The 19,233-nt window shown below is 72.7% G+C and carries 19 protein-coding genes; 6 read left to right on the top strand and 13 right to left on the bottom strand.

Annotated elements, in window-relative coordinates:
- Positions 1-15 precede the first annotated feature (15 nt).
- The 3 genes from ACZ573_RS33170 to ACZ573_RS33160 form a co-directional block, all read right to left on the bottom strand.
- Complete coding sequence (locus tag ACZ573_RS33170; protein WP_471311563.1) at positions 16-534, bottom strand: O-acetyl-ADP-ribose deacetylase; 519 nt, start codon at positions 532-534, stop codon at positions 16-18.
- Positions 534-1,952: a phytoene desaturase family protein gene (locus ACZ573_RS33165; protein ID WP_471311561.1), complete on the bottom strand. Its 1,419-nt coding sequence runs from the start codon at positions 1,950-1,952 to the stop codon at positions 534-536. Before ACZ573_RS33165 ends, ACZ573_RS33170 begins: the two co-directional genes overlap by 1 nt.
- Before the next feature lie 91 nt (positions 1,953-2,043).
- Complete coding sequence (locus ACZ573_RS33160) at positions 2,044-2,868, bottom strand: inositol monophosphatase family protein (RefSeq protein ID WP_471311558.1); 825 nt, start codon at positions 2,866-2,868, stop codon at positions 2,044-2,046.
- Between the two features lie 238 nt (positions 2,869-3,106).
- On the opposite strand from ACZ573_RS33160, the gene ACZ573_RS33155 reads away from it, so the two are divergent.
- The 4 genes from ACZ573_RS33155 to ACZ573_RS33140 all read left to right on the top strand — a co-directional run bounded on the left by ACZ573_RS33155 (position 3,107) and on the right by ACZ573_RS33140 (position 7,030).
- Positions 3,107-3,739 carry a hypothetical protein gene (locus ACZ573_RS33155; RefSeq protein WP_471311556.1) on the top strand — a complete coding sequence of 211 codons (633 nt, stop codon included), beginning with the start codon at positions 3,107-3,109 and terminating at the stop codon, positions 3,737-3,739.
- Positions 3,736-4,344 carry a toxin-antitoxin system, toxin component gene (locus ACZ573_RS33150; protein WP_471311553.1) on the top strand — a complete coding sequence of 203 codons (609 nt, stop codon included), beginning with the start codon at positions 3,736-3,738 and terminating at the stop codon, positions 4,342-4,344. Before ACZ573_RS33155 ends, ACZ573_RS33150 begins: the two co-directional genes overlap by 4 nt.
- Before the next feature lie 80 nt (positions 4,345-4,424).
- A complete protein-coding gene (locus ACZ573_RS33145) occupies positions 4,425-5,612 on the top strand; it encodes an MAB_1171c family putative transporter (protein ID WP_471311548.1) in 1,188 nt (395 codons plus the stop codon).
- Complete coding sequence (locus tag ACZ573_RS33140) at positions 5,609-7,030, top strand: FAD-dependent oxidoreductase (protein WP_471311545.1); 1,422 nt, start codon at positions 5,609-5,611, stop codon at positions 7,028-7,030. Before ACZ573_RS33145 ends, ACZ573_RS33140 begins: the two co-directional genes overlap by 4 nt.
- A gap of 59 nt (positions 7,031-7,089) precedes the next feature.
- Here ACZ573_RS33140 and ACZ573_RS33135 read toward each other — a convergent pair whose 3' ends face one another.
- The 8 genes from ACZ573_RS33135 to ACZ573_RS33100 form a co-directional block, all read right to left on the bottom strand.
- Positions 7,090-8,091 carry a TIGR03842 family LLM class F420-dependent oxidoreductase gene (locus ACZ573_RS33135; RefSeq protein ID WP_471311542.1) on the bottom strand — a complete coding sequence of 334 codons (1,002 nt, stop codon included), beginning with the start codon at positions 8,089-8,091 and terminating at the stop codon, positions 7,090-7,092.
- Positions 8,092-8,109: 18 nt separating this feature from the next.
- The gene (gene hydA, locus ACZ573_RS33130) at positions 8,110-9,510 is read right to left on the bottom strand and encodes a dihydropyrimidinase (protein ID WP_471311540.1); all 1,401 of its coding nucleotides are present in this window, start codon (positions 9,508-9,510) and stop codon (positions 8,110-8,112) included.
- A 9-nt stretch (positions 9,511-9,519) separates the two neighbouring features.
- Positions 9,520-10,815: an aspartate aminotransferase family protein gene (locus ACZ573_RS33125; protein WP_471311538.1), complete on the bottom strand. Its 1,296-nt coding sequence runs from the start codon at positions 10,813-10,815 to the stop codon at positions 9,520-9,522.
- Complete coding sequence (locus ACZ573_RS33120) at positions 10,812-11,654, bottom strand: nitrilase-related carbon-nitrogen hydrolase (protein ID WP_189740752.1); 843 nt, start codon at positions 11,652-11,654, stop codon at positions 10,812-10,814. Before ACZ573_RS33120 ends, ACZ573_RS33125 begins: the two co-directional genes overlap by 4 nt.
- A 177-nt stretch (positions 11,655-11,831) precedes the next feature.
- On the bottom strand, positions 11,832-13,292 hold the full coding sequence (locus ACZ573_RS33115) for a hypothetical protein (RefSeq protein ID WP_471311535.1): 1,461 nt from the start codon (positions 13,290-13,292) through the stop codon (positions 11,832-11,834).
- A 99-nt stretch (positions 13,293-13,391) separates the two neighbouring features.
- Complete coding sequence (locus ACZ573_RS33110; protein ID WP_471311530.1) at positions 13,392-13,772, bottom strand: PPOX class F420-dependent oxidoreductase; 381 nt, start codon at positions 13,770-13,772, stop codon at positions 13,392-13,394.
- Positions 13,773-13,888: 116 nt separating this feature from the next.
- Positions 13,889-14,119, bottom strand: a complete 231-nt coding sequence (locus ACZ573_RS33105) for a hypothetical protein (RefSeq protein WP_471311527.1) — start codon at positions 14,117-14,119, stop codon at positions 13,889-13,891.
- Positions 14,120-14,230: 111 nt separating this feature from the next.
- Positions 14,231-14,482 carry a helix-turn-helix domain-containing protein gene (locus ACZ573_RS33100; protein WP_030016857.1) on the bottom strand — a complete coding sequence of 84 codons (252 nt, stop codon included), beginning with the start codon at positions 14,480-14,482 and terminating at the stop codon, positions 14,231-14,233.
- A gap of 64 nt (positions 14,483-14,546) precedes the next feature.
- Here ACZ573_RS33100 and map point away from each other — a divergent pair, with 64 nt between their 5' ends.
- Positions 14,547-15,314, top strand: coding sequence for a type I methionyl aminopeptidase (map, locus tag ACZ573_RS33095; RefSeq protein WP_471311523.1), 768 nt, complete (start codon positions 14,547-14,549; stop codon positions 15,312-15,314).
- A 15-nt stretch (positions 15,315-15,329) separates the two neighbouring features.
- Here the strand turns inward: map and ggt are convergent, their stop codons facing one another.
- Complete coding sequence (ggt, locus tag ACZ573_RS33090; RefSeq protein ID WP_471311520.1) at positions 15,330-17,129, bottom strand: gamma-glutamyltransferase; 1,800 nt, start codon at positions 17,127-17,129, stop codon at positions 15,330-15,332.
- A gap of 101 nt (positions 17,130-17,230) precedes the next feature.
- Here ggt and ACZ573_RS33085 point away from each other — a divergent pair, with 101 nt between their 5' ends.
- Positions 17,231-17,956 carry a hypothetical protein gene (locus tag ACZ573_RS33085; protein WP_471311518.1) on the top strand — a complete coding sequence of 242 codons (726 nt, stop codon included), beginning with the start codon at positions 17,231-17,233 and terminating at the stop codon, positions 17,954-17,956.
- Here ACZ573_RS33085 and ACZ573_RS33080 read toward each other — a convergent pair.
- Positions 17,916-19,175 (bottom strand): cytochrome P450, encoded by a 1,260-nt coding sequence (locus tag ACZ573_RS33080; protein ID WP_471311513.1) that lies wholly within the window; start codon positions 19,173-19,175, stop codon positions 17,916-17,918. The two genes, ACZ573_RS33085 and ACZ573_RS33080, sit on opposite strands and share 41 nt — an antisense overlap.
- Between the last annotated feature and the right edge of the window lie 58 nt (positions 19,176-19,233).

Below are 19,233 nucleotides of genomic sequence, written 5' to 3'. Positions count from 1 at the left end.
GGCTGGGCGGGCGGCTCAGGAGGCGGCCGCCACCGCCGTCTCGAAGGCCTCGTAGGCGGCCGCGTCGAAGAGCACGAAACGCACCTCCTGCACCTCGGTACGGGCGCGGCGCACCGTCTCCACCGCGATCCGCGCCCCGTCGTCCATCGGCCAGCCGTAGATGCCGGTCGAGATGGCCGGGAACGCGACCGTACGGGCCCCCAGCTCGTCGGCGATCCGCAGCGACTCGCGGTAGCAGGAGGCCAGCAGCGCCGACCGGTCCTCCTCGCGCGACCAGACCGGGCCCACCGTGTGGATGACGTGCCCGGCGGCGAGCCGCCCGGCCGTGGTGGCGACGGCCCGGCCCGTCGCCAGCCCCTTGCCGTAGTGCGAACGCCGCAGGTCCTCGCAGGCCGCGAGGATCTCCGGCCCGCCGCGCCGGTGGATGGCGCCGTCGACCCCGCCGCCACCGAGCAGCGAGGAGTTCGCCGCGTTGACGATGGCGTCGGCCTTCTCCGCGGTGATGTCGCCGCGGACCAGGGTGATACGGACCATCAGGAGCCCTTTCGCAGGTGCCGCCAGACCGCCTTGGCGGCATTGTGCCCGGACATGCCGTGCACGCCCGGGCCCGGCGGGGTGGCCGAGGAGCAGAGGAAGACGGCCGGGTGGGCCGTCGTGTACGGGTTGAGGGAGAGCTTGGGACGCAGCAGGAGCTGAAGGCCCGAGGCGGCTCCGCAGGCGATGTCCCCGCCGACGTAGTTGGGGTTGCGGGCGGCGAGCTGGGGCGGCCCGGCCGTGGCGCGGGCGAGCACCAGGTCGCGGAAGCCCGGTGCGAATCGCTCCAGTTGGGATTCGACGGCCTCGGTGAGATCGCCGTCCCAGCCCGCGGGGACATGTCCGTACGCCCAGAACACGTGCTTGCCCTCGGGCGCCCGGCCGGGGTCGACGAGGCTGGGCTGTGCGGTGATGAGGAAGGGGGCGCGCGGGGCGCGGCCGCCGGAGGCGAGCTGCAGGGCGGCGTCGATGTCCCGGGCGCGCGGGCCGATCTGGACGGTGCCGGCGCGGCGCGGCGCCTCGGCCGTCCACGGGACCGGCCCGTCCAGCGCGTAGTCGAGCTTGAACACGGAGGCGCCGTACCGGTATCCGTCGTACGCGCGCCCCAGGCGGGCGATGCGGGCCAGCGCGGTCGGCGAGGTGTCGAAGACGTAGGCGCGGGCGGGCGGGAGGTCGTCGAGCCGCTTGACCTCGAAGCCGGTGTGGATGGTCCCGCCGAGGTCGCGCAGGTACCCGGCCAGGGCGTCGGACACGGACTGTGAGCCGCCGCGCGGCATCGGCCAGCCGTTCGCGTGCGCGGCCAGCGCGAAGACCAGGCCCACCGCGCTGGTGGCGATCCCGCCGAGCGGTGCGATGACGTGGGCCACGAGCCCCGCGAACAGCGCCCTTGCCCGTTCGTCGCGGAAGCGGCTCAGGAGCCAGGTGGAGGGCGGCAGTCCGGCGAGCCCGAAGCGGGCGAGCGTGAGCGGATCCCGGGGCAGCGCGGTGCTGGGCAGGGACATGAAGTCCCGGGCCAGGGTGTCCCATTTGCCGAGGAACGGCCCGACCAGACGCCGGTAGGCGCCCGCGTCGCGAGGCCCGAAGGACGCCGCCGTCTCCGCGACCGAGCGGGACAGGACCGCGGCCGTGCCGTCGTCGAAGGGGTGCGCCATGGGCAGCGGGGCGTGCAGCCACTCCAGCCCGTACCGCTTCAGCGGCATGGTGGCGAAGACCGGCGAGCCGGCCCCCAGCGGGTGCACCGCCGAGCAGGGGTCGTGCCGGAAGCCGGGAAGGGTGAGCTCCTCGGTCCGGGCACCGCCGCCGACCGTGCCGGCGGCTTCGAAGACCGCCACCGAGAAGCCGCGCCGGGCCAGTTCGACGGCGGCGGTCAGCCCGTTAGGCCCCGCCCCCACCACGACCACATCGAGAATCGACGGCACTTGCGACTCCTTCGTCTCCGGCGGCGCCTGCGCCTCCAGGATATTCCGCCGCCCGGACCGTCCGGACCCGGCCGGACCGCACCGGACCCGGTCAGACGCCCCGGAGCAGCTCCCGGATGCGTACGGTGGTGGCCTCGTCCCGCCCGACCGCGAACGGCAGCGCGTTGTCCCGGTCCACCCGGAAGGGGACCCCGTCGACGGTGCTCTGCGTCCCGCCGGCCTCGGCGACCAGCAGCAGCCCGGCCGCGTGGTCCCAGGCCGAGGGCCAGGTGAAGGCCAGGCCGTCCATCTCGCCGCGGGCCACCTTCAGGTACTCCAGGCCCGCCGAGCCGCAGGGGCGGGCCACGACCCCGGGCACGTCCAGCCGGGCCAGCGTCCGCTTGTTCTCGTCGCTCGTGTACAGCGGGTGTGCGATGGCGACCCGCAGCGCGGCGCCCGGCTCCGGCGAACCGCACCGGAGCCGCTCGCCGTCGACGTACGCACCCTGCCCGCGCACGGCGGTCGCCAGCTCCTCCAGTGCCGGGGCGTAGGTCCAGGAGGCGAGGATCTCCCCGCGCAGGGCCAGGGCGACGAGGGTGCAGAAGGCCGGGTCGCCGTTCACGAACTGACGGGTGCCGTCGACGGGGTCGACGATCCACACCGGGGCGTCCGCGCGCAGCGCCGCGTACACCGCGGGGTCGGCGTGCACGGCCTCCTCGCCGACCACGGCGGAGCCGGGCAGCAGCCGCGTCAGGGCGGCCGTGAGGTACTCCTCGGCCTGGCGGTCGGCGACGGTCACCAGGTCGTGGGGGCCGCTCTTCTCGTCGACCTCGTGCTCGGCGAGCTGCCTGAATCTCGGCATGATCTCGATCGCCGCCGCCTTGCGGACGGCCTCTTCCACATCGGACAGGCCACGGGCCAGGAACTCATCGATCATGTCTCCAGCAAAGCACGCCCGACCGACAAACCCCACCGCCATTCCCGCACCGGCCCCTGGACACCGGATGTCCAGGAGGTGAACCGGCCCCGGGCCCCGCCGCTCCGTACGGTTCGCCCGAGGAAGGTCCATCAGCGATCGTTTCGTGGCTGTAAACGATCGTTGAGGCAAGGATCGATACGAGTTAGGCTGCGTCGCGCCCGTCCGCTCCGGCTCACGTGCCCTTGGGAGGATCTTGGTGGACCCTGCCCCGTGTCTGCCCGGGACGCTCGAATCCCTTGAGACGCTCATACGACAGCAGAGCCTGAAGCGATCCGACCTGCTCGAGCCGCAAGAACTGGCCGCCAGGACGGCTCTGCCCGAAGAGACGGTCCGGATCCTGCTCCAGGGCGGCCAGCCGCCGGCCGACACGGTGAACGAACGGGTCCGCGCACGCATCCGCTCGCTCGCGGATGCCCATCTGGCGCGTACCGGCGAACGCATGTCGGACCTGGCCGGACGCGTTTCCCGGCTGCTGGGAGTCTCCGGGTTCTGGGCGCGACAGGTGTGCACCGGCGAGAAGACGCCCAGCGTCGACCTCCTGCACGGCCTGGTGGGCTTCTTCGGCGTCGACGGCGGGGAGGCGTTCTTCACCGTCCCGGCCTCCGAGGCCCTGAACCGCGCGCTGTTGCCGGTCCTTGCCGCGCTCGAGGCGGCACAGGAAGCGGCGGACGCCGCCGTCGCCCCGGCGGCAGGAGCGCGGTCGGGTCACGACGACGTCCGCGGCATCGCCCTCCGGCAGGCGCGCGACCTGCCGGAGGAACGATGGCACGTGCTCAACGCGACCTTGAACGCCCTGCTGGAGCTCGACAAACACGAAGGAGACCAGTGAGCGCGGAACCAAGGGCGATGCGGCGGCTCAGCACTCAGATCGTCCGGAACCTGATACCGCCCGCCGACGGTGATCACGTCATCCCCTCGATCGGTGCGGCGCTGAGCCGGTTACGAGGACGCCCGGTCCGGCTCCGGAAGCTGCCCTTCCCGCCCGCGACCGCCAGCGGGCTCTGGATCGACCGGACCAGCCGCGACTTGATCGTCTACGAGGAGAACACCAACCCCGAGCACCAGCTCGTCATCATCGGCCACGAGGCGTGGCACATGTTCCAGGGTCATGGCCGCAGCGTCCTCGATCACGATCCCGCTGCGTCCCGGGCCGGACAGGGCGGCACGCAGGGCGCTCTGGCCGCATTCATAGCCCTTGTCGCCGAGATCGACGACACAGAACCACCCCTCGGCGCACGGACGGACACCACGCTCCATTGCGCGTCCCGCGCCGAGGCTCAGGACCTACGTGAGGAGCTGGAGGCCGAGCGCTTCGGCATCCGCTTCGCCACGGACGTACAGGCGGCCTTGGAAGGGGCTTTCAGCAGCGCCGATCCGCGGAACCTCGCAGGGCGCATCCAGCTGTCGATGACACACCGCTCGGCCCGGATCTGATCCGGAGGCCGCGGCCTCCCGCCGCCTCCGCACCCCACCCGCACCCCCACCCGCACCCGCATCGAGGAGAGGCGCCACCGGTGAAATCCGAGCCCAGCAGTCTCGGCTTCTACGTCTACGGGATCGCGCTCTTACTGGTCTGCGCCATGAAGGTCCCCGCACTGGTCCGAAGACGAAGGGACACACTGCTCCGCGCCGCCTGTCTCCTGCTCTTCGCCGCCGGCTGCCTCATGATTCTTGCCGCTCCTGCCTCCATCGTCGCGCTCAACCGGCTGACCGGCATCACCAACGTCGCCGCGCCTGTTGTCTATTCGACGACGATCGCCTTCTCAGGAGCGAGTCTCCTGTTGATCATCAAATGGCGATCGGGTCCCCCGCAGCAGGTCCGGCGGGCGTCGGCTCTGTGTGTGACCGCCTACAGCCTGGCCATGGTTGCCGTCATCGCACTGTTCTGGGCCGGCAGCGCTCCGGTGGAGCAGACCACCCTGTTCGACGCCTACTACGCCAACACGCCGTTCATCCGCGAAATGATCGTCACCTACCTGGCCGTGCAAGGTGTGGCCATGACCGCCGCCAGCGTTCTGTGCTGGCGGTGGTCCGGAGAAGTGAAGGGGCTGCTCCGGCTGGGCCTGCGCATCCTCGCACCCGCCTACCTGCTCACCGCTTGTTACGACGTCATCAGATTGACCGCGGTCGCCGCCCGCTGGGCGGGAGAAGACCTGGACTTCCTGGTCGACGAGGTTTCGCCCCAGCTCGCCGCCCCCAGCTCCGTTCTCGGTGCCATCGGGTTCGCTCTCCCCCTCGTCGGACCGCGGGTGACACGGACCGCGCGGGCCGTCCGCCAGCTGCGACTCCTCGCGCCTCTGTGGCGGACCCTCGGGCAGGTCCCCACGCCGAGCGCGATCCGGCCCTCGCTCTCATGGTGGCGGACTTCGCCGGCCATGCTCCTCACGGCCCGGAGAACCGCCCTGTACGACGCCATCCTCGCCCTGACGCCGTACTTCGACCCAGCCGTCCGCGAGATGGCGTACCGTACGGCGCTCCGCACCGGTGGCGACGACGCCTCCGCGGCGGTCACCGCGGATGCGGCCATGGTCCTCGTCGCTCGCGAGCGGCAGCGGACGCACCCCGAACACCTGCAAGACGCCACGCGGACCACGGAGTTGCGCGCCGAGAGCCTGGTTCCGCTGTCTCTGGCGCTCGCTTCGCCCGTGGTCCGAAACGTCCGTGAGTACTACCGTGCCCCCGTAGAAGGCAGCCCGTCATGAGTGAAGCCACGAGCCGCGGCCCCAAGCGTGTCGTCATCGTCGGGGGGAGCCTCGCGGGCATGCTCGCGGCGGCAGCGGTCAAGGAGCATGCCGATTCCGTGGAGATCCTCGAGGCCCACGATCTGCCCGCGGGGACCGAACCGCGCACCGGAGTTCCCCAGGCCGCCCATATCCACTGGCTGCAAGCCGGCGGCGCAGAGGCGATCAACGCCCTGCTACCGGGCAGCATCGACCGTTTGCTGGCCGCGGGCGCCCACCACATACCGGTGACCACCGACATGGTGATCTACTCTCCCGAGGGGTGGTACCGCCGCTGGCAGCGTGCCACCCACTACGTGATCACCGCGAGCCGGGACCTGACGGACCTCGTCGTCCGGCAAGAGGTCCTCACAGACCCGCGGGTCACCGTGCGTACGCACACCAAGGCCGTCGGACTGCTCGGCGACCGCCGTGCCGTCAGGGGCGTACGGCTGCGTGACGGCGACGGCACGGAATCGGAACTGCGCGCCGACCTGGTCATCGATGCCTCCGGACGGGCCTCCCGCCTGCCCCGGTGGCTCGCCCAGCTCGGTCTCACCGGCCTCGCCGAGGAGCGTCTCGACTCCGGCATGGTCTATGCGAGCCGCCTCTACCGGGCCCCCGTCCCCACGCGCGGCTGGCCGGTCGTCGGAGTGCAGGCCGACCCGCGTCTGCGCCAGCCTGCCAAGGCGGGCGGCATTCTGCCGATCGACGGCGACCGCTGGCACGTCAGCCTGATGGGAGCCCCTGGTGGAGAGCCCACGCGCGCTGCGGAGGACTTCGAGTCCTTCGCCCGCACGCTGCGCCATCCCATCATGGCCGACCTGCTGGAGCACGCCGAACCGCTCGGCGAGGTCAGCGTCACCCACAGCACCGCGAATCGGCGCTACTACTACGAACGGCTCGGCGCCCGGCCCGATGGCCTGGTGGCACTGGGGGACTCCGTCGCCACCTTCAACCCTGTCTACGCGCAGGGCATGTCGGTGGCGGCGCTGGGCGCGCTCGCTCTGCGCGACCTGCTCGCGACCGGCTCGACCGGCAACCTGGCCCACCGTGCGCAGCGTGCCATCGCCCGCCCCGTCAACGCCGCTTGGGCCCTTGCCACCGGTCAGGACATCCATTTCACCACCACCGAGGGCAAGCGCCCGAAGCTCTCGGACCGCCTCCTGCGCCGCTACGTCAGCCGCCTGTCCCGCACGGCGACCGGATCGTTCCGTGCCGCCACGGCCCTGACCGATGTCCTGGCCCTCCAGGCTCCACCCGCGTCCCTGGTCAGACCCAGCGTGCTGCTGACCGCCCTCGTCGGCCCCTTGCGTCCTCAGCTCGACAGCCCTCAGTTCAACCCGGCCGAGCGCGACCTCCTGGACGGCCTGTCGCACCGCAAGACCTCACGGACCTGAATCCGGAGCGGGCCGCCTCCCTCACGGAGGCGGCCCGCCGGGCGGACACGGTGGGCCGGTCAGTCGCGCAGCACCGGGATGATGTGCTGGCCGTACGCGTCGATCGTGGCCTCCCGCGCGTCGTGCATGTCGTAGACGGCGAACTGGTCGACGCCCAGGTCGCGCAGGGCCCGCAGCTTCTCGATGTGCGCCTCGGCCGGGCCCAGCAGGCAGAACCGGTCGACGATCTCGTCGGGGACGAAGTCGGTGGACGGGTTCCCGGCCCGGCCGTGGTGGCTGTAGTCGTAGCCCTGGCGGGCCTTGATGTACTCGGTGAGCTCGTCGGGGACCATCGAGGAGTGCTCGCCGTAGCGGCCGACGAGGTCCGCGACGTGGTTGCCGACCATGCCGCCGAACCAGCGGCACTGGTCGCGGGCGTGCGCGAGGTCATCGCTGACGTACGCGGGCGCCGCCACGCAGATGGTGATCTCCGCCGGGTCGCGGCCGGCCGCGACGGCCGCCTCGCGGACCGACTTGACCATCCACTCGGTGAGGTAGAGGTCGGCGAGCTGGAGGATGAACCCGTCGGCCTTCTCCCCCGCCAGGGCCAGGGCCTTGGGCCCGTACGCCGCCATCCAGACGGGGAGTTTCCCGTCGCGGACCCACGGCAGGCGGATCGGGTTGCCGTCCACCAGGGCCTCGCGGCCCTCGGCCAGGTCCCGGATGACGTCGATGGCCTCGCCCAGGCGGGCCAGGGTGTTGGGCTTGCGCCCGGCGACGCGCATCGCTGAGTCCCCGCGCCCGATCCCGCAGACGGTGCGGTTGCCGAACATGTCGTTGAGGGTGGCGAAGGTGGAGGCGGTCACCTCCCAGGTGCGGGTGCCCGGGTTGGTGACCATGGGGCCGATGTGCAGCTTGCGGGTGTGTTCCAGGATCTGGCTGTAGATGACGAACGGCTCCTGCCACAGCACGGCGGAGTCGAAGGTCCAGCCGTAGCGGAAGCCGTTGCGCTCGGCGCGCTTCATGAGGCTGATGACCTGGGAGGCGGGCGGGTCGGTCTGCAGGACGAGGCCGAAGTCCATGGGGCGGCTCCTTGAGCTTTACAGGTACTGGCAGGTGGAGCGGGGGACGAAGGCCCCGTGGCCGGCCCGGCCGGTGAATTCGCGCTGGTCGATGACGAGTTCGCCGCGCGAGAGCACGGTGTCGACGCGTCCGGTGATCCGCCTGCCCTCGTACGCCGAGTAGTCCACGTTCATGTGGTGCGTCTCGGCGGAGATGACCTGCTCGGCGTGCGGATCGTAGAGGACGATGTCGGCGTCGGAGCCCGGCGCGATGGTGCCCTTCTGCGGGTAGAGGCCGAACATCCGGGCCGGGGTCGCGCACGCGATCTCGATCCAGCGGCGGCGGCTGATGTGCCCGTCGAGGACGGCCTGGTGGAGGAGGTCCATCCGGTTCTCCACACCCGGCAGCCCGTTGGGGATCTTGGAGAAGTCCCCGCGGCCCAGTTCCTTCTGGCCCCGGAAGCAGAAGGGGCAGTGGTCGGTGGAGACCACCTGGAGGTCGTTGGTCCGCAGGCCCCGCCACAGCGCCGCCTGGTGTTCCTTCGGTCGCAGCGGCGTGGAGCAGACGTACTTGGCGCCCTGGAAGTCGGGCTCCTCCAGGTTGTCGGTGGACAGGAACAGGTACTGCGGACAGGTTTCCCCGAAGACCGGGAGGCCCTTGTCGCGGGCGGCGGCGAGCTCCGCCACCGCTTCCTCCGCCGAGACGTGGACCACGTACAGCGGGGCGCCCGCGACCCGCGCCAGCTGGATCGCACGGTGGGTGGCCTCGGCTTCGAGCAGCACCTTGCGGACCTCGCCGTGGTGCCGGGGGTCGGTCTCCCCGCGCGCGAGGGCCTGTTCGACGAGGACGTCGATCGCGATGCCGTTCTCGGCGTGCATCATGATCAGCCCGCCGTTGGCGGCGCCGCGCTGCATGGCGCGCAGGATCTGCCCGTCGTCGCTGTAGAAGACGCCGGGGTAGGCCATGAACAGCTTGAAGGAGGTGACTCCCTCGCCGACGAGGTGGTCCATCTCCTTGAGCGTTCTCTCGTTGACGTCCGAGAGGATCATGTGGAAGGCGTAGTCGACGGCGCAGTTGCCGTCGGCCTTGGCGTACCAGGTGTCGAGTCCCTCGCGCAGGGAGTGGCCCACGCTCTGCACGGCGAAGTCGACGATGGTGGTGGTGCCGCCCCAGGCGGCGGCTCTGGTTCCGGTCTCGAAGGTGTCGGAGGCCGAGGTGCCTCCGAAGGGAAGTTCCATGTGGGTGTGCGCGTCGACCCCGCCGGGGATCACGTACTTCCCGTTCGCGTCGATCGTGCGGTCGGCCGTCCAGGCTCCGGCGGCCGCCGAGCCGTGTGCTGCCAGTGCCGCGACGCGGCCGTCCTCGATCAGGACGTCCGCGTGCAGTTCGTCGGAGGCGGTGACGACGAGGCCGCCGCGGATCAGGGTGCGGATGCTCATGTGATCCCCCTACTGGACGCTGCGCAATGCCTGTTCGAGGATCTCGGCGCCCTCTTCCGCCTCGGCGACGGTGAGGGAGAGCGGCGGCGCGATGCGCAGCACGCTGGTGTTGTACCCGCCGCCCTTGCCGAGCAGCAGGCCGCCTTCGCGGGCCGCCTCCAGGACGGCCGCGGCCGCGTCCGGGTCGGCCTCGTCCGTGCCCGGCTTCGTGAGTTCGAGGCCGGCCATCAGGCCCCGGCCGCGGATCTCCCGTACGGCGGGCACGGTGGCGGCGATGGAGCGCAGCCGCTCCAGGAGCAGGCCGCCGACGCGGCGGGCGTTGCCCTGGAGGTCGTGCTCCAGCAGGTACGCGAGGTTGGCCACGCCGGCCGCCATGGTGACCGGGGAGCCGCCGAAGGTGGAGATGGAGTTGGAGTCCAGGCAGTTCATCACCTCGGCCCGGGCCACGACCCCGCCGATGGACATGCCGTTGCCGATGCCCTTGGCGAAGGTGAGGATGTCCGGCGGGCCGTTCTGGGCGTGTGCCTGCCAGCCCCAGAAGTTGTCGCCGGTGCGGCCCCAGCCGGTCTGCACCTCGTCGCTGATCCACAGGATGCCGTGGCGGTTCAGGACCTCGCGGAAGGCGCCGTAGAGGCCGTCGGGCGGCGAGGTGAAGCCGCCGACGCCCTGGATGGGTTCGGCGATGAGGGCGGCCACTCCCCCGCGGGCCTGGCCGAGTACGTCCTCCAGGTCCTCGACGGCGGCAGCGGTGAAGGCGGCGTCGTCCAGGTGGGCGAGGGGTCCGCGGGTGCGGACCGCGCCCTGGACGTAGTACGTCTGCAGCGGGGAGAGACTGGTCGGGGACCAGCCGCGGTTGCCGGTGATCGAGACGGTGGAGAAGGACCGGCCGTGGTAGCTGTTGCGCATCGCCAGGATCTGGTTGGAGCGGCGGTACGTCGTCGCGAGCAGCAGGGCGGTGTCGTTGGCCTCGGTGCCGGAGGTGGTGAAGAAGACCCGGGCGTCGGGGATGCCGGAGAGGGCGGCGACCCGCTCGGCCAGCTCGATCATCGGCCGGTTGAGGTACAGGGTGGAGGAGTGGATGATCCGTCCGGCCTGCTCGGACACGGCCTTGGTGACCTCGGGCAGGGCGTGGGCGGTCATCGTGGTGAGGATGCCGCCGAAGAAGTCGAGGTAGCGGTTGCCGTCGGCGTCCCAGACGTGGCGGCCCTCTCCGTGGGTGAGCTCGATGGGGTGCTTGTAGTAGAGCGCGAGCCAGTCGGGCAGGACGGTGCGGTGGCGGCTGTGGAGCGGAGTCGGGTTGGTCACGGCTGTACGAGCCCTCCGTAGGCGTCGGGACGGCGGTCGCGGTAGAAGGCCCACTGGTCGCGAACCTCCTTGATCAGGTCGAAGTCGAGGTCGCGGACGACGAGTTCCTCGTCCTTGTCGCTGGCGACCTCCCCGACGAACTGGCCGCGCGGGTCGACGAAGTAGCTGGTGCCGTAGAAGTCGTTGTCGCCGTACTCCTCCTGGCCGACGCGGTTGATGGCGGCGACGAAGTACTCGTTGGCGACGGCGGAGGCGGGCTGCTCCAGCTGCCACAGGTACGCGGACAGGCCTCGGGAGGTGGCGGAGGGGTTGTAGACCAGCTGGGCCCCGGCCAGGCCCAGTTGGCGCCATCCCTCGGGGAAGTGGCGGTCGTAGCAGATGTAGACGCCGATCCGGCCGACGGCGGTGTCGAAGACGGGCCAGCCGAGGTTGCCCGGACGGAAGTAGTACTTCTCCCAGAAGCCTTTGACCTGGGGGATGTGGTGCTTGCGGTACTTGCCCAGGTAGCTGCCGTCGGCGTCGATGACGGCGGCGGTGTTGTAGTAGAAGCCCTCGCTCTCCAGCTCGAAGACCGGTACGACGATCACCATGCCGGTCTCGCGGGCGAGGTCCTGCATCCGGCGTACGGTCGGGCCGTCGGGGACGGCTTCGGCCCAGCCGTAGTGCTCGGGCTCCTGGACCTGACAGAAGTAGGGGGCGTTGAAGACTTCTTGGAAGCCGATGATCTGCGCGCCCTGGGCGGCTGCCCGGCGGGCGTGCTCCTCGTGTTTGGCGATCATCGATTCGGTGTCTCCGGTCCAGGTGGCCTGGACCAGCGCGGCGCGGACGACTTGGGCCATGAGCTGCTCCTCGCGACGGGAACGCCGAGTTCTACGCACGTAGACGATATGCGTAGGGAGTAGAACGTAGGCCTCGTCACAGCGTGGGGCAAGACCGCCGTGCGCGGTTGGAGTAGTCGATCACGTTACGTCGCCGCGCGGTCGAATGCGGTCAGGAGACGGGCGGGTTAAGTACCTCTACGCGCCGGCGATGCCCGCCACCCGCAGGGCGTGGACCAGGTCGCGGTGCCGGGACCCGGGCAGCGCCCGCGCCGCCCGGAGCAGCCGCGGGGCGAACCACTGGGGGTCGTGCCGGGCCAGGCCCGCCGCCTCCTCGGCGGTGCGCACCTGGACGAAGGCGCCGAGCAGGGCGTCGGCCTCGCGGATCCGGCCGGCCCCGTCCAGGGCGAGCGCCGCGTCCGCGACCTCGGCGGCCGGGCGGGCGGCGCCCTGGCGCAGCAGGGCGTCGCAGTCGGCCTCCCGGCCGGCGGCGCCGAGGGCGGCCGCGGCCGCCGCGAGCCGCTCGGGCGGGAGCGAGGCCGCCTCCCACAGCAGGGTGGCCCAGTCCGCCGCCAGTCCCGCCCGGGTCAGCTCGGCGGCGAGAGCGGGCAGGTGCTCGGCGGGCCGGGACGCGGCCTCGCACAGCAGGGCGTGCGCCTCGCCGCTGCGGCCCTGGGCGCGCAGGGCGAGCAGGGCGGCGGCGACGGCTCCGGGGACGCCCGCCGAAGGCCCGGCCCGGTGCTCGGGACGCGGTACGGGGCGGGGCTCGGGCTCGGCGGGGCCAGGGGTCTCGGGTGCGGGGACGTCCGGGATGCCGAAGCGGGCTCCGCGGGGTGCGGGGAGCGCGGCACCGGGACCGGAACCCGGCGTGCCGTCCCCGCCGGGGTGTCCCGGCGGCGGGGTGAAGGCCGGGGCCTCGGGGGCCGCCGAGCCCGCGTACCGGGCGCCGCCGGAGCGTCGCGCGCCGCGCAGCCACCGCCCCTCGGCCCGGCCGACCGGCGCCTCGGCGCGCGCGGGTGGCTCCTCGGCGGCGGGCGCTTGCGGCGCGGTGTCCGGCCAGGCGCCCGGCCCGTTGCCGGGTTCGGCGCGCGGCCCGTTGCCGGGCCCTGCTCCCGGCCCGGCTCCCGGTTCGGTGCACGCCTTCCGCTGCCGGGGTACCCCGGGCAGCCACTCCGCGGTCTCCGGCCCCGCCGGCCACAGGCCGTCGGGGCCCGCCCGCAGGGCCCGCAGGCGGGCAGCCAGGTCTTCGTGCCGGGCCACGGCGCGGGCCACGTCGTCCTGGGCCCAGGAGAGTTCCCGGGTGAGGGCGTCCGTCTCGGTCCGGTCGGCGGCCCTGCCGAGCCGTACCGTCAGGCTCCGCAGGGCCGTCTGCGCATCGGCCCGCTGCGCCACCGCCGCCGCGATCAGGGTCCGCAGCTCCCCCTCGCCGCCCGGCAGCCGGTCCCACACGGCGACGGCCGCCGCCCGCAGCTGGGCCGCGTATACGGTCTCCCGCGCCGCGAACTCCGCCCCCCGCGCCCCGGCCAGGTCCCGCAGCAGCGATTCCACCACGTCCCACGGGGGCATCGCCGCCCCGTCGAGACAGGCCCTCATCCCCTCCGGATCCCGGCGCAGGAACTCCCCGTACCAGCCTGCCCCGGGATCCAGTCTCTGCGTCAATCCCCGCAAGTATCCCGAGAGTTGACTGATCGCCAGCGAAGTCGCGGTCTCCATGACCGCATTGGATCCCACCTGTGTTACGGGCGGGCTACGGGAGTCTCAAAGCTTGACGGCGATCGCGGTGTGCGGACGCCTGCCCCGGCGCGCCAAGGCGGCGGGCACGTCCACCAACCAGAACTGCCAGCCGTACTTGCGCGACATCAGCTTCCGCACCCGCCGCAGCCCCGCCTCGTCGAGCAGCCGGGCCTGCCCCTCCCGCGCCTGCGCCCCTTCCTCGACGCGCCCGCGCATGTCGCAGGCGGTGACGGTGACCCGCCCGTTGTTGCGGATCCGCTTGACCTTCCACGAATCGCTGCGCGTCCACACGTACAGCTCACCCCCGTCGGCGACCGCCCACACCGGTGTCGCCACGGGCGTGCCGTCCTTGCGGAAGGTGGTGAGACTGACGTACCGCGCCCTGCCGAGCTCTTCGAGGTCCATGACCGCACCCTAGGGGGTGTCAGGCGGGCGGGGTCTCTCCGTGGCTGACGGTTTCCCAGGCCGTTGAAGGGGCAGGGCACCACGTCGGCCGGGTGCGGGGTGTAGTCGAGCGAGGCCTAGCGGGTGCCGAGGAGCGCCCGGTACGCGGAGAGCCAGGGTTCCTTGCCTGCCGCGACCATCTGCTTCGCCTGCCGCAGCTGGCCGTGGCCGACGACGACGCCGGGGTGGCGGAAGACCACCTCGCCCGCGCGGGGGCGGCCTTCGGGGGCGGCACACGCCGCGAGCAGCAGGCCGCCCGCGAGGAGGGCGCCGACGACTGCGAAACCGACTCGCTTGGATGCGTTCATGGCTGACACGCCTTCACGCTTGCCCCGCGCTCCGGACCTCCCACCGCCGATTGGGCCGTCCGGCCGCCGCGCCCGCCCGAACGGCAGGCCCGGACACGCCCCGGGCAGAGCCTATGCCGGGACGACGGCGCAGCGTCGCAGCAGGTCGTCCAGGGAGAGGCCGAGGGCCGCGGCGAGGGCGGCGACCGTGAAGAAGGCGGGGGTGGGTGCCCGGCCGGTCTCGATCTTGCGCAGGGTCTCGGCGGAGAGCCCGGCGCCGGCCGCGACCTCGACCATGCTCCGGTCGCCGCGGGCCTCGCGCAGCAGGGCGCCGAGCCGCTCGCCGCGCTCGCGTTCTTCGGGGGTGAGGGGGGTACGGACCATGCCGTCATCCTACCCCGCACACCAATAACTATCCCGTTATTCTTATACCGGTATAGTTATTGGCATGGTGAAACTGAAGACGGACCGAGAGATCGACGAGATGCGCGCCGCGGGCCGGGTGGTCGCCCGCGCCCTGGCCGCCGTACGGGAGGCCGCCGACGTGGGGGTGTCCCTGCGGGACCTGGACCAGGTGGCCCGCGAGGTGCTCCGCGAGGCCGGTGCCACCTCGCCGTTCCTGGGGTACCGGCCGCCGTTCGCGCCCGTGCCCTTCCCCGCCGTGGTGTGCGTCTCGGTGAACGACGCGATCGTGCACGGCATCCCCGGCGACTACCGGCTGCGGGGCGGTGACCTGGTCAGCGCCGACTGCGGGGCGAAGCTCGGCGGCTGGGTCGGGGACGCGGCGGTCAGCTTCACCGTCGGCCCGGCCCGGCCCGCCGACCTCCGGCTGATCGAGACCTCCGAGGCGGCCCTCGCCGCCGGGATCGCCGCCGCCGTGCCCGGCAACCGGATCGGCGACATCGCCCACGCGATCGGTGCCACCTGCCGCGCCGCCGGGTACGGGGTGCCGGACGGCTTCGGCGGCCACGGCATCGGCCGCACCATGCACGAGGACCCGGGCGTGCCCAACGAGGGCCCGCCGGGACGCGGCATGAAGCTGCGCCCCGGCCTGGTCCTCGCCATCGAGCCGATGCTGATCGCGGGCGGTACGGACGACTACACCTGCGACGCGGACGGCTGGACCCTGCGCACCGTCGACGGCAGCCGCGCCGCCCACTCGGAGCACACGGTCGCGATCACCGCCGACGGTCCGCGGATTCTCACCGCCCTCTGAACCCCTCCCCGACCGCTACGGCTTCCCGTGAGGGCGGACCACCATCGCCGAGCCGCCGCCCCGGCGGCTGGTCTCGGCCGCCGCCAGCCAGCGGCCGTCCGGCAGCCGCTGCACGCCGGTGGCCGCGCCGATCTCCGGGTTCTGCCGGAAGCCCTGGCCGATCGCCTCCAGCTCCGCGCGCACCGGGCTGTTCCACAGGCCCGGTTCCAGCTCGGTGGTGGTCTGGTTGCGCTGGCTGGCCCGCGGCGCGGCGATCGCGTCGACGAGCGGCAGCCCCCGGTCCAGGTGGCCGATCAGGGTCTGCAGCACGGTCGTGATGATGGTGGCACCGCCCGGGGAGCCGACCGCGAGCACCGGACGGCCGTCCTCCAGCACGATCGTCGGGGACATGGACGAGCGCGGCCGCTTGCCGGGGCCGGGCAGGTTCGGGTCCGGGACGCCGGGCGCGGCCGGGGCGAACGAGAAGTCGGTCAGCTCGTTGTTGAGCAGGAAGCCGCGTCCGGGAACGGTGATCGCGCTACCGCCGGTGGACTCGATGGTCAGGGTGTAGGAGACCACGTTGCCCCAGCGGTCGGCGACCGTCAGGTGCGTGGTGTTCTCCCCTTCGTACGTGGTCGGGGCGGCCCGGCCGGATCCGCCGCAGGCCGCCGGGTGGCGCGGGTCGCCGGGGGCCAGCGGGCTGGTCAGCGTACGGTCCGGTGCGATCAGGCAGCCGCGCGAGTCGGCGAACCGCTGCGAGAGCAGCTCACGCGTGGGCACGTCCACCGCCGCCGGGTCACCGACCCAGCGGCCCCGGTCGGCGAAGGAGATCCGCGAGGCCTCGATGAAGCGGTGCAGGTACTGCGTCTGCGACAGCTTCGAGAGGTCGCTCCGCTCCAGGATGTTCAGCGCCTCGCCGACGGTGGTGCCGCCGGAGGAGGAGGGCGCCATGCCGTAGACGTCCAGGCCGCGGTAGCTCACCCGGGTCGGGTCCTGCCGCTTGGTCGCGTACGCGCGCAGGTCGGCGGTGGTCAGGTCGCCGGGGCGGACCTTGCGGGTGGCCGCCGGATCCACCGGGGGTGTGCGCACCGCCCGGACGATGTCCTCGGCGAGGGGTCCGCGGTAGAGGGCTCCGGTCCCCTTGCGGCCGAGTTCGGCGTAGGTGGCGGCGAGGTCGGGGTTCTTGAAGGTGGAGCCGACCACCGGCAGGGCGCCGCCCGGCAGGAAGAGCTTCGAGGTCGCCGGGAAGTCCTTGAAGCGGTCCTGGTTGAGCTCGGTCTGGGCCCGGAAGGTGCTGTCCACCGTGAAGCCCTCGCGGGCCAGTTTCTCGGCGGGCTTCAGCAGTTTGTCCAGCGGGCGGGTGCCCCAGGCGTCGAGGGCGCTCTTCCAGGTGGCGGGGGTGCCGGGCACGCCGACCCCGCGGCCGCTGGTCTGGCCCTCCGCGAAGGGGATGGGGAGGCCGTTCTCCAGGAAGAGTGCCTCGGTGGCCGTGGCGGGGGCGGTCTCGCGGCCGTCGACGGTGTGCACCCGGTGCGAGCGGGCGTCGTAGTAGACGAGGTAGCCGCCTCCGCCGATGCCCGCCGAGTAGGGCTCGGTCACCCCGAGCGCGGCGGCGGTGGCGACCGCCGCGTCCACGGCGTTGCCGCCGGAGCGCAGGACGGCGATGCCCGCGGCGGTGGCGTCGGCGTCGACGCTGGCGACGGCGCCGCCGTAGCCGGCGGCGACCGGCACCTTGGCCGGCGGGGCGGCCGTGGTGGGCGGGGCGGCGGCCCCGGTGGAGACGAGCGCCCCGGCGAGGGCGACGAGCGCAAACTGACGTGCGGCGGGAGCACGCATGCGGTTCCTCCGGTCGACGGCCGGTCAGGTCTGGTTCGCGCAGCGTAACTTCACCGCACCCCCCGCGTCAGGAAGGCGGCCCGGCCGCTACCATCCGCCGCATGAACGACGACGTGCGCAACATCGTGCTCGGGGTGATAGCCACCGCCGTCAGCGGCGGGTTCGGCTGGTTCGCCCGGACCTACCTGTGGCGCCGTACGCTGCGCCGCAAGCAGGGCTTCTTCGGACTGCCGGCCGGCGCCGAGTGCCTGTTCGTGGTCAACCGGCAGATGGGCGGCAAGGAGTCGTCGGTGCACCGCAACGACGCCTTCGCGCTGCTGGAGATATCCGCGCTGATCAAGGACTGCGGGGCCAACGTCCAGATCGTCACGCACGACGAGGCGCGCCAGGGCTTCGGCGAGCGCGCCGAGTTCTGCGTCGGCGGCCCGACATCCAACACCCGTACGGTGGCACACCTGGCCTCGATGCTGCCGGGGGTACGGGTGAACGTCGACACCCAGGAGCACGAGGACCGGGGCGCGATCCAGGTGGGCGGCGAGAGCTACCGGTGGGCCAAGGGGCGGGTGGAGCACGTGCTGCTGGCCAGGCTGACGGGCGCGCAGGGCGGCCGTCCCGTCTTCCTGCTCTCCGGGCAGACGGCGGTCAGCAACCAGGCCGCCGCCCGCTATCTCGCCCGCCACCACGAGCGGCTGGCCCGCACGTACCGGAAGGATCCCTTCTGCCTGGTGCTGAGGGTGGTCAACTCCGATGCCTACGGCCCCGATGTGACCGAGCTCGCGGCCGATGTCACCCGGGCCGCTCTGACACCCGAACCGGCAGCCTCGTGATCCCGTTGATGAAGTTGGAGACCAGCCTCCGGGGCGGTCCCGCCAGTTCCGGCGGGGGCATGGCCGCGCACCACTCCTCGTAGAGGATGCGCAGCTGGAGCCGGGCGAAGTGGGCGCCGAGGCAGACGTGCGGGCCGTCCCCGAAGGAGACGTGCGGGTTGGGCGTCCGCGCCAGGTCGAGGCGGCCGGGGTCGGTGAAGGCGCGCTCGTCGTGGTTGGCGGAGGCGTGGAAGACCACCACCTTCTCCCCGGCGCGGATGGTCCGCCCGGCCAGTTCGGTGTCGACGGCGGCCGTGCGGCGGAAGCTGAGCACCGGCGGGTGGACGCGAAGGAGTTCGTCGACGGCGCGGTCGAACGGGACGGTTCCGTCCGCGAGCCGGCGGTAGGCGTCCGGGGCCCCGGCCAGAGCGAGCAGGCCGCCGGGGGCGGCGCTGCGTACGGTGTCGTTGCCCGCGACGGTGAGCAGGAAGAAGAACATCTCCAGTTCGGCCGGGTCCAGTCCGGCCTCGGCGAGGGCGGTCATCACGTCGTCGCCGGGGTGGGCGCGCTTGTGGCCGGCCAGTTCGCGGGCGTAGGCGAACATCTCGCCGAGCAGGGCCGGTGAGCGCGGGTTGAGCGGTGTGCCGTCCGGGCCGAGGAGCGGCGGCGGGGCGTCGTCGGGGTCCTGGTACCCGATGATCCGTACGGTCCACTCCAGCAGCAGGGCCCGGTCGGCGGCCGGGACGCCCAGCAGGTCGGTGAGGTTCAGCAGCGCGTACTCGTCGGTGACGGCGCGTACGAGGTCGGCGGCGCCGTCCGTGGCGTCCTGGCGGGCGGCGGCGAGCAGGGCGCGGGCCCGCTCCCGTACCCGCCCGGCGAAGGCGTCGACGCGGGCGGGGGTGAAAGCGCGGGACACCAGCCGCCGCAGCCGGCCGTGTTCGGGTGGGTCCTGGTTGAGCATGGTGCGGCGCAGGAAGGGCAGGTCGGCCGGGTCGGGGTCGCGGATCTGGGTGGCGCCCAGCCAGGAGGTGTACGTCCGGTGGTCGCGCAGGACCCGCACGACATCGGCGTGCCGGGTGACGGCCCAGAAGCCCGGGCCGGCGGGCCAGCCCTGGATCTCCGGCTCCGCCTGCCAGGCCACGGGGTGCCGCTCGCGCAGCAGCCGGTAGCGCTCGTGCGGGATGCCGGCGGCGTAGATGCGGGGGTCGAAGACGTCGGGGACGTCCGCGGCGTGGTCCATGGGGCCACCGTGACGGGTGCGCGGGGCTGCCCGCAAGGGCGCGGCCGGGTACCCAGGG

The sequence above is a fragment of the Streptomyces sp. NPDC040545 genome, assembly GCF_055595065.1.
Note: the sequence above shows the minus strand (reverse complement) of the source record. Positions and strands in the feature narration are given on the sequence as shown.

Bases quoted from the DNA above. Each gene is read 5' to 3' on its own strand.
- ACZ573_RS33120 (WP_189740752.1), bottom strand. From the start codon at position 11,654: ATGGCCCAAGTCGTCCGCGCCGCGCTGGTCCAGGCCACCTGGACCGGA.
- ACZ573_RS33080 (WP_471311513.1), bottom strand. From the start codon at position 19,175: ATGGACCACGCCGCGGACGTCCCCGACGTCTTCGACCCCCGCATCTAC.
- ACZ573_RS33170 (WP_471311563.1), bottom strand. From the start codon at position 534: ATGGTCCGTATCACCCTGGTCCGCGGCGACATCACCGCGGAGAAGGCC.
- ACZ573_RS33110 (WP_471311530.1), bottom strand. From the start codon at position 13,772: ATGGACCTCGAAGAGCTCGGCAGGGCGCGGTACGTCAGTCTCACCACC.
- ACZ573_RS33105 (WP_471311527.1), bottom strand. From the start codon at position 14,119: ATGAACGCATCCAAGCGAGTCGGTTTCGCAGTCGTCGGCGCCCTCCTC.
- ACZ573_RS33100 (WP_030016857.1), bottom strand. From the start codon at position 14,482: ATGGTCCGTACCCCCCTCACCCCCGAAGAACGCGAGCGCGGCGAGCGG.
- map (WP_471311523.1), top strand. From the start codon at position 14,547: ATGGTGAAACTGAAGACGGACCGAGAGATCGACGAGATGCGCGCCGCG.
- ACZ573_RS33140 (WP_471311545.1), top strand. From the start codon at position 5,609: ATGAGTGAAGCCACGAGCCGCGGCCCCAAGCGTGTCGTCATCGTCGGG.
- ACZ573_RS33085 (WP_471311518.1), top strand. From the start codon at position 17,231: ATGAACGACGACGTGCGCAACATCGTGCTCGGGGTGATAGCCACCGCC.
- ACZ573_RS33160 (WP_471311558.1), bottom strand. From the start codon at position 2,868: ATGATCGATGAGTTCCTGGCCCGTGGCCTGTCCGATGTGGAAGAGGCC.
- ACZ573_RS33135 (WP_471311542.1), bottom strand. From the start codon at position 8,091: ATGGACTTCGGCCTCGTCCTGCAGACCGACCCGCCCGCCTCCCAGGTC.
- ggt (WP_471311520.1), bottom strand. From the start codon at position 17,129: ATGCGTGCTCCCGCCGCACGTCAGTTTGCGCTCGTCGCCCTCGCCGGG.
- hydA (WP_471311540.1), bottom strand. From the start codon at position 9,510: ATGAGCATCCGCACCCTGATCCGCGGCGGCCTCGTCGTCACCGCCTCC.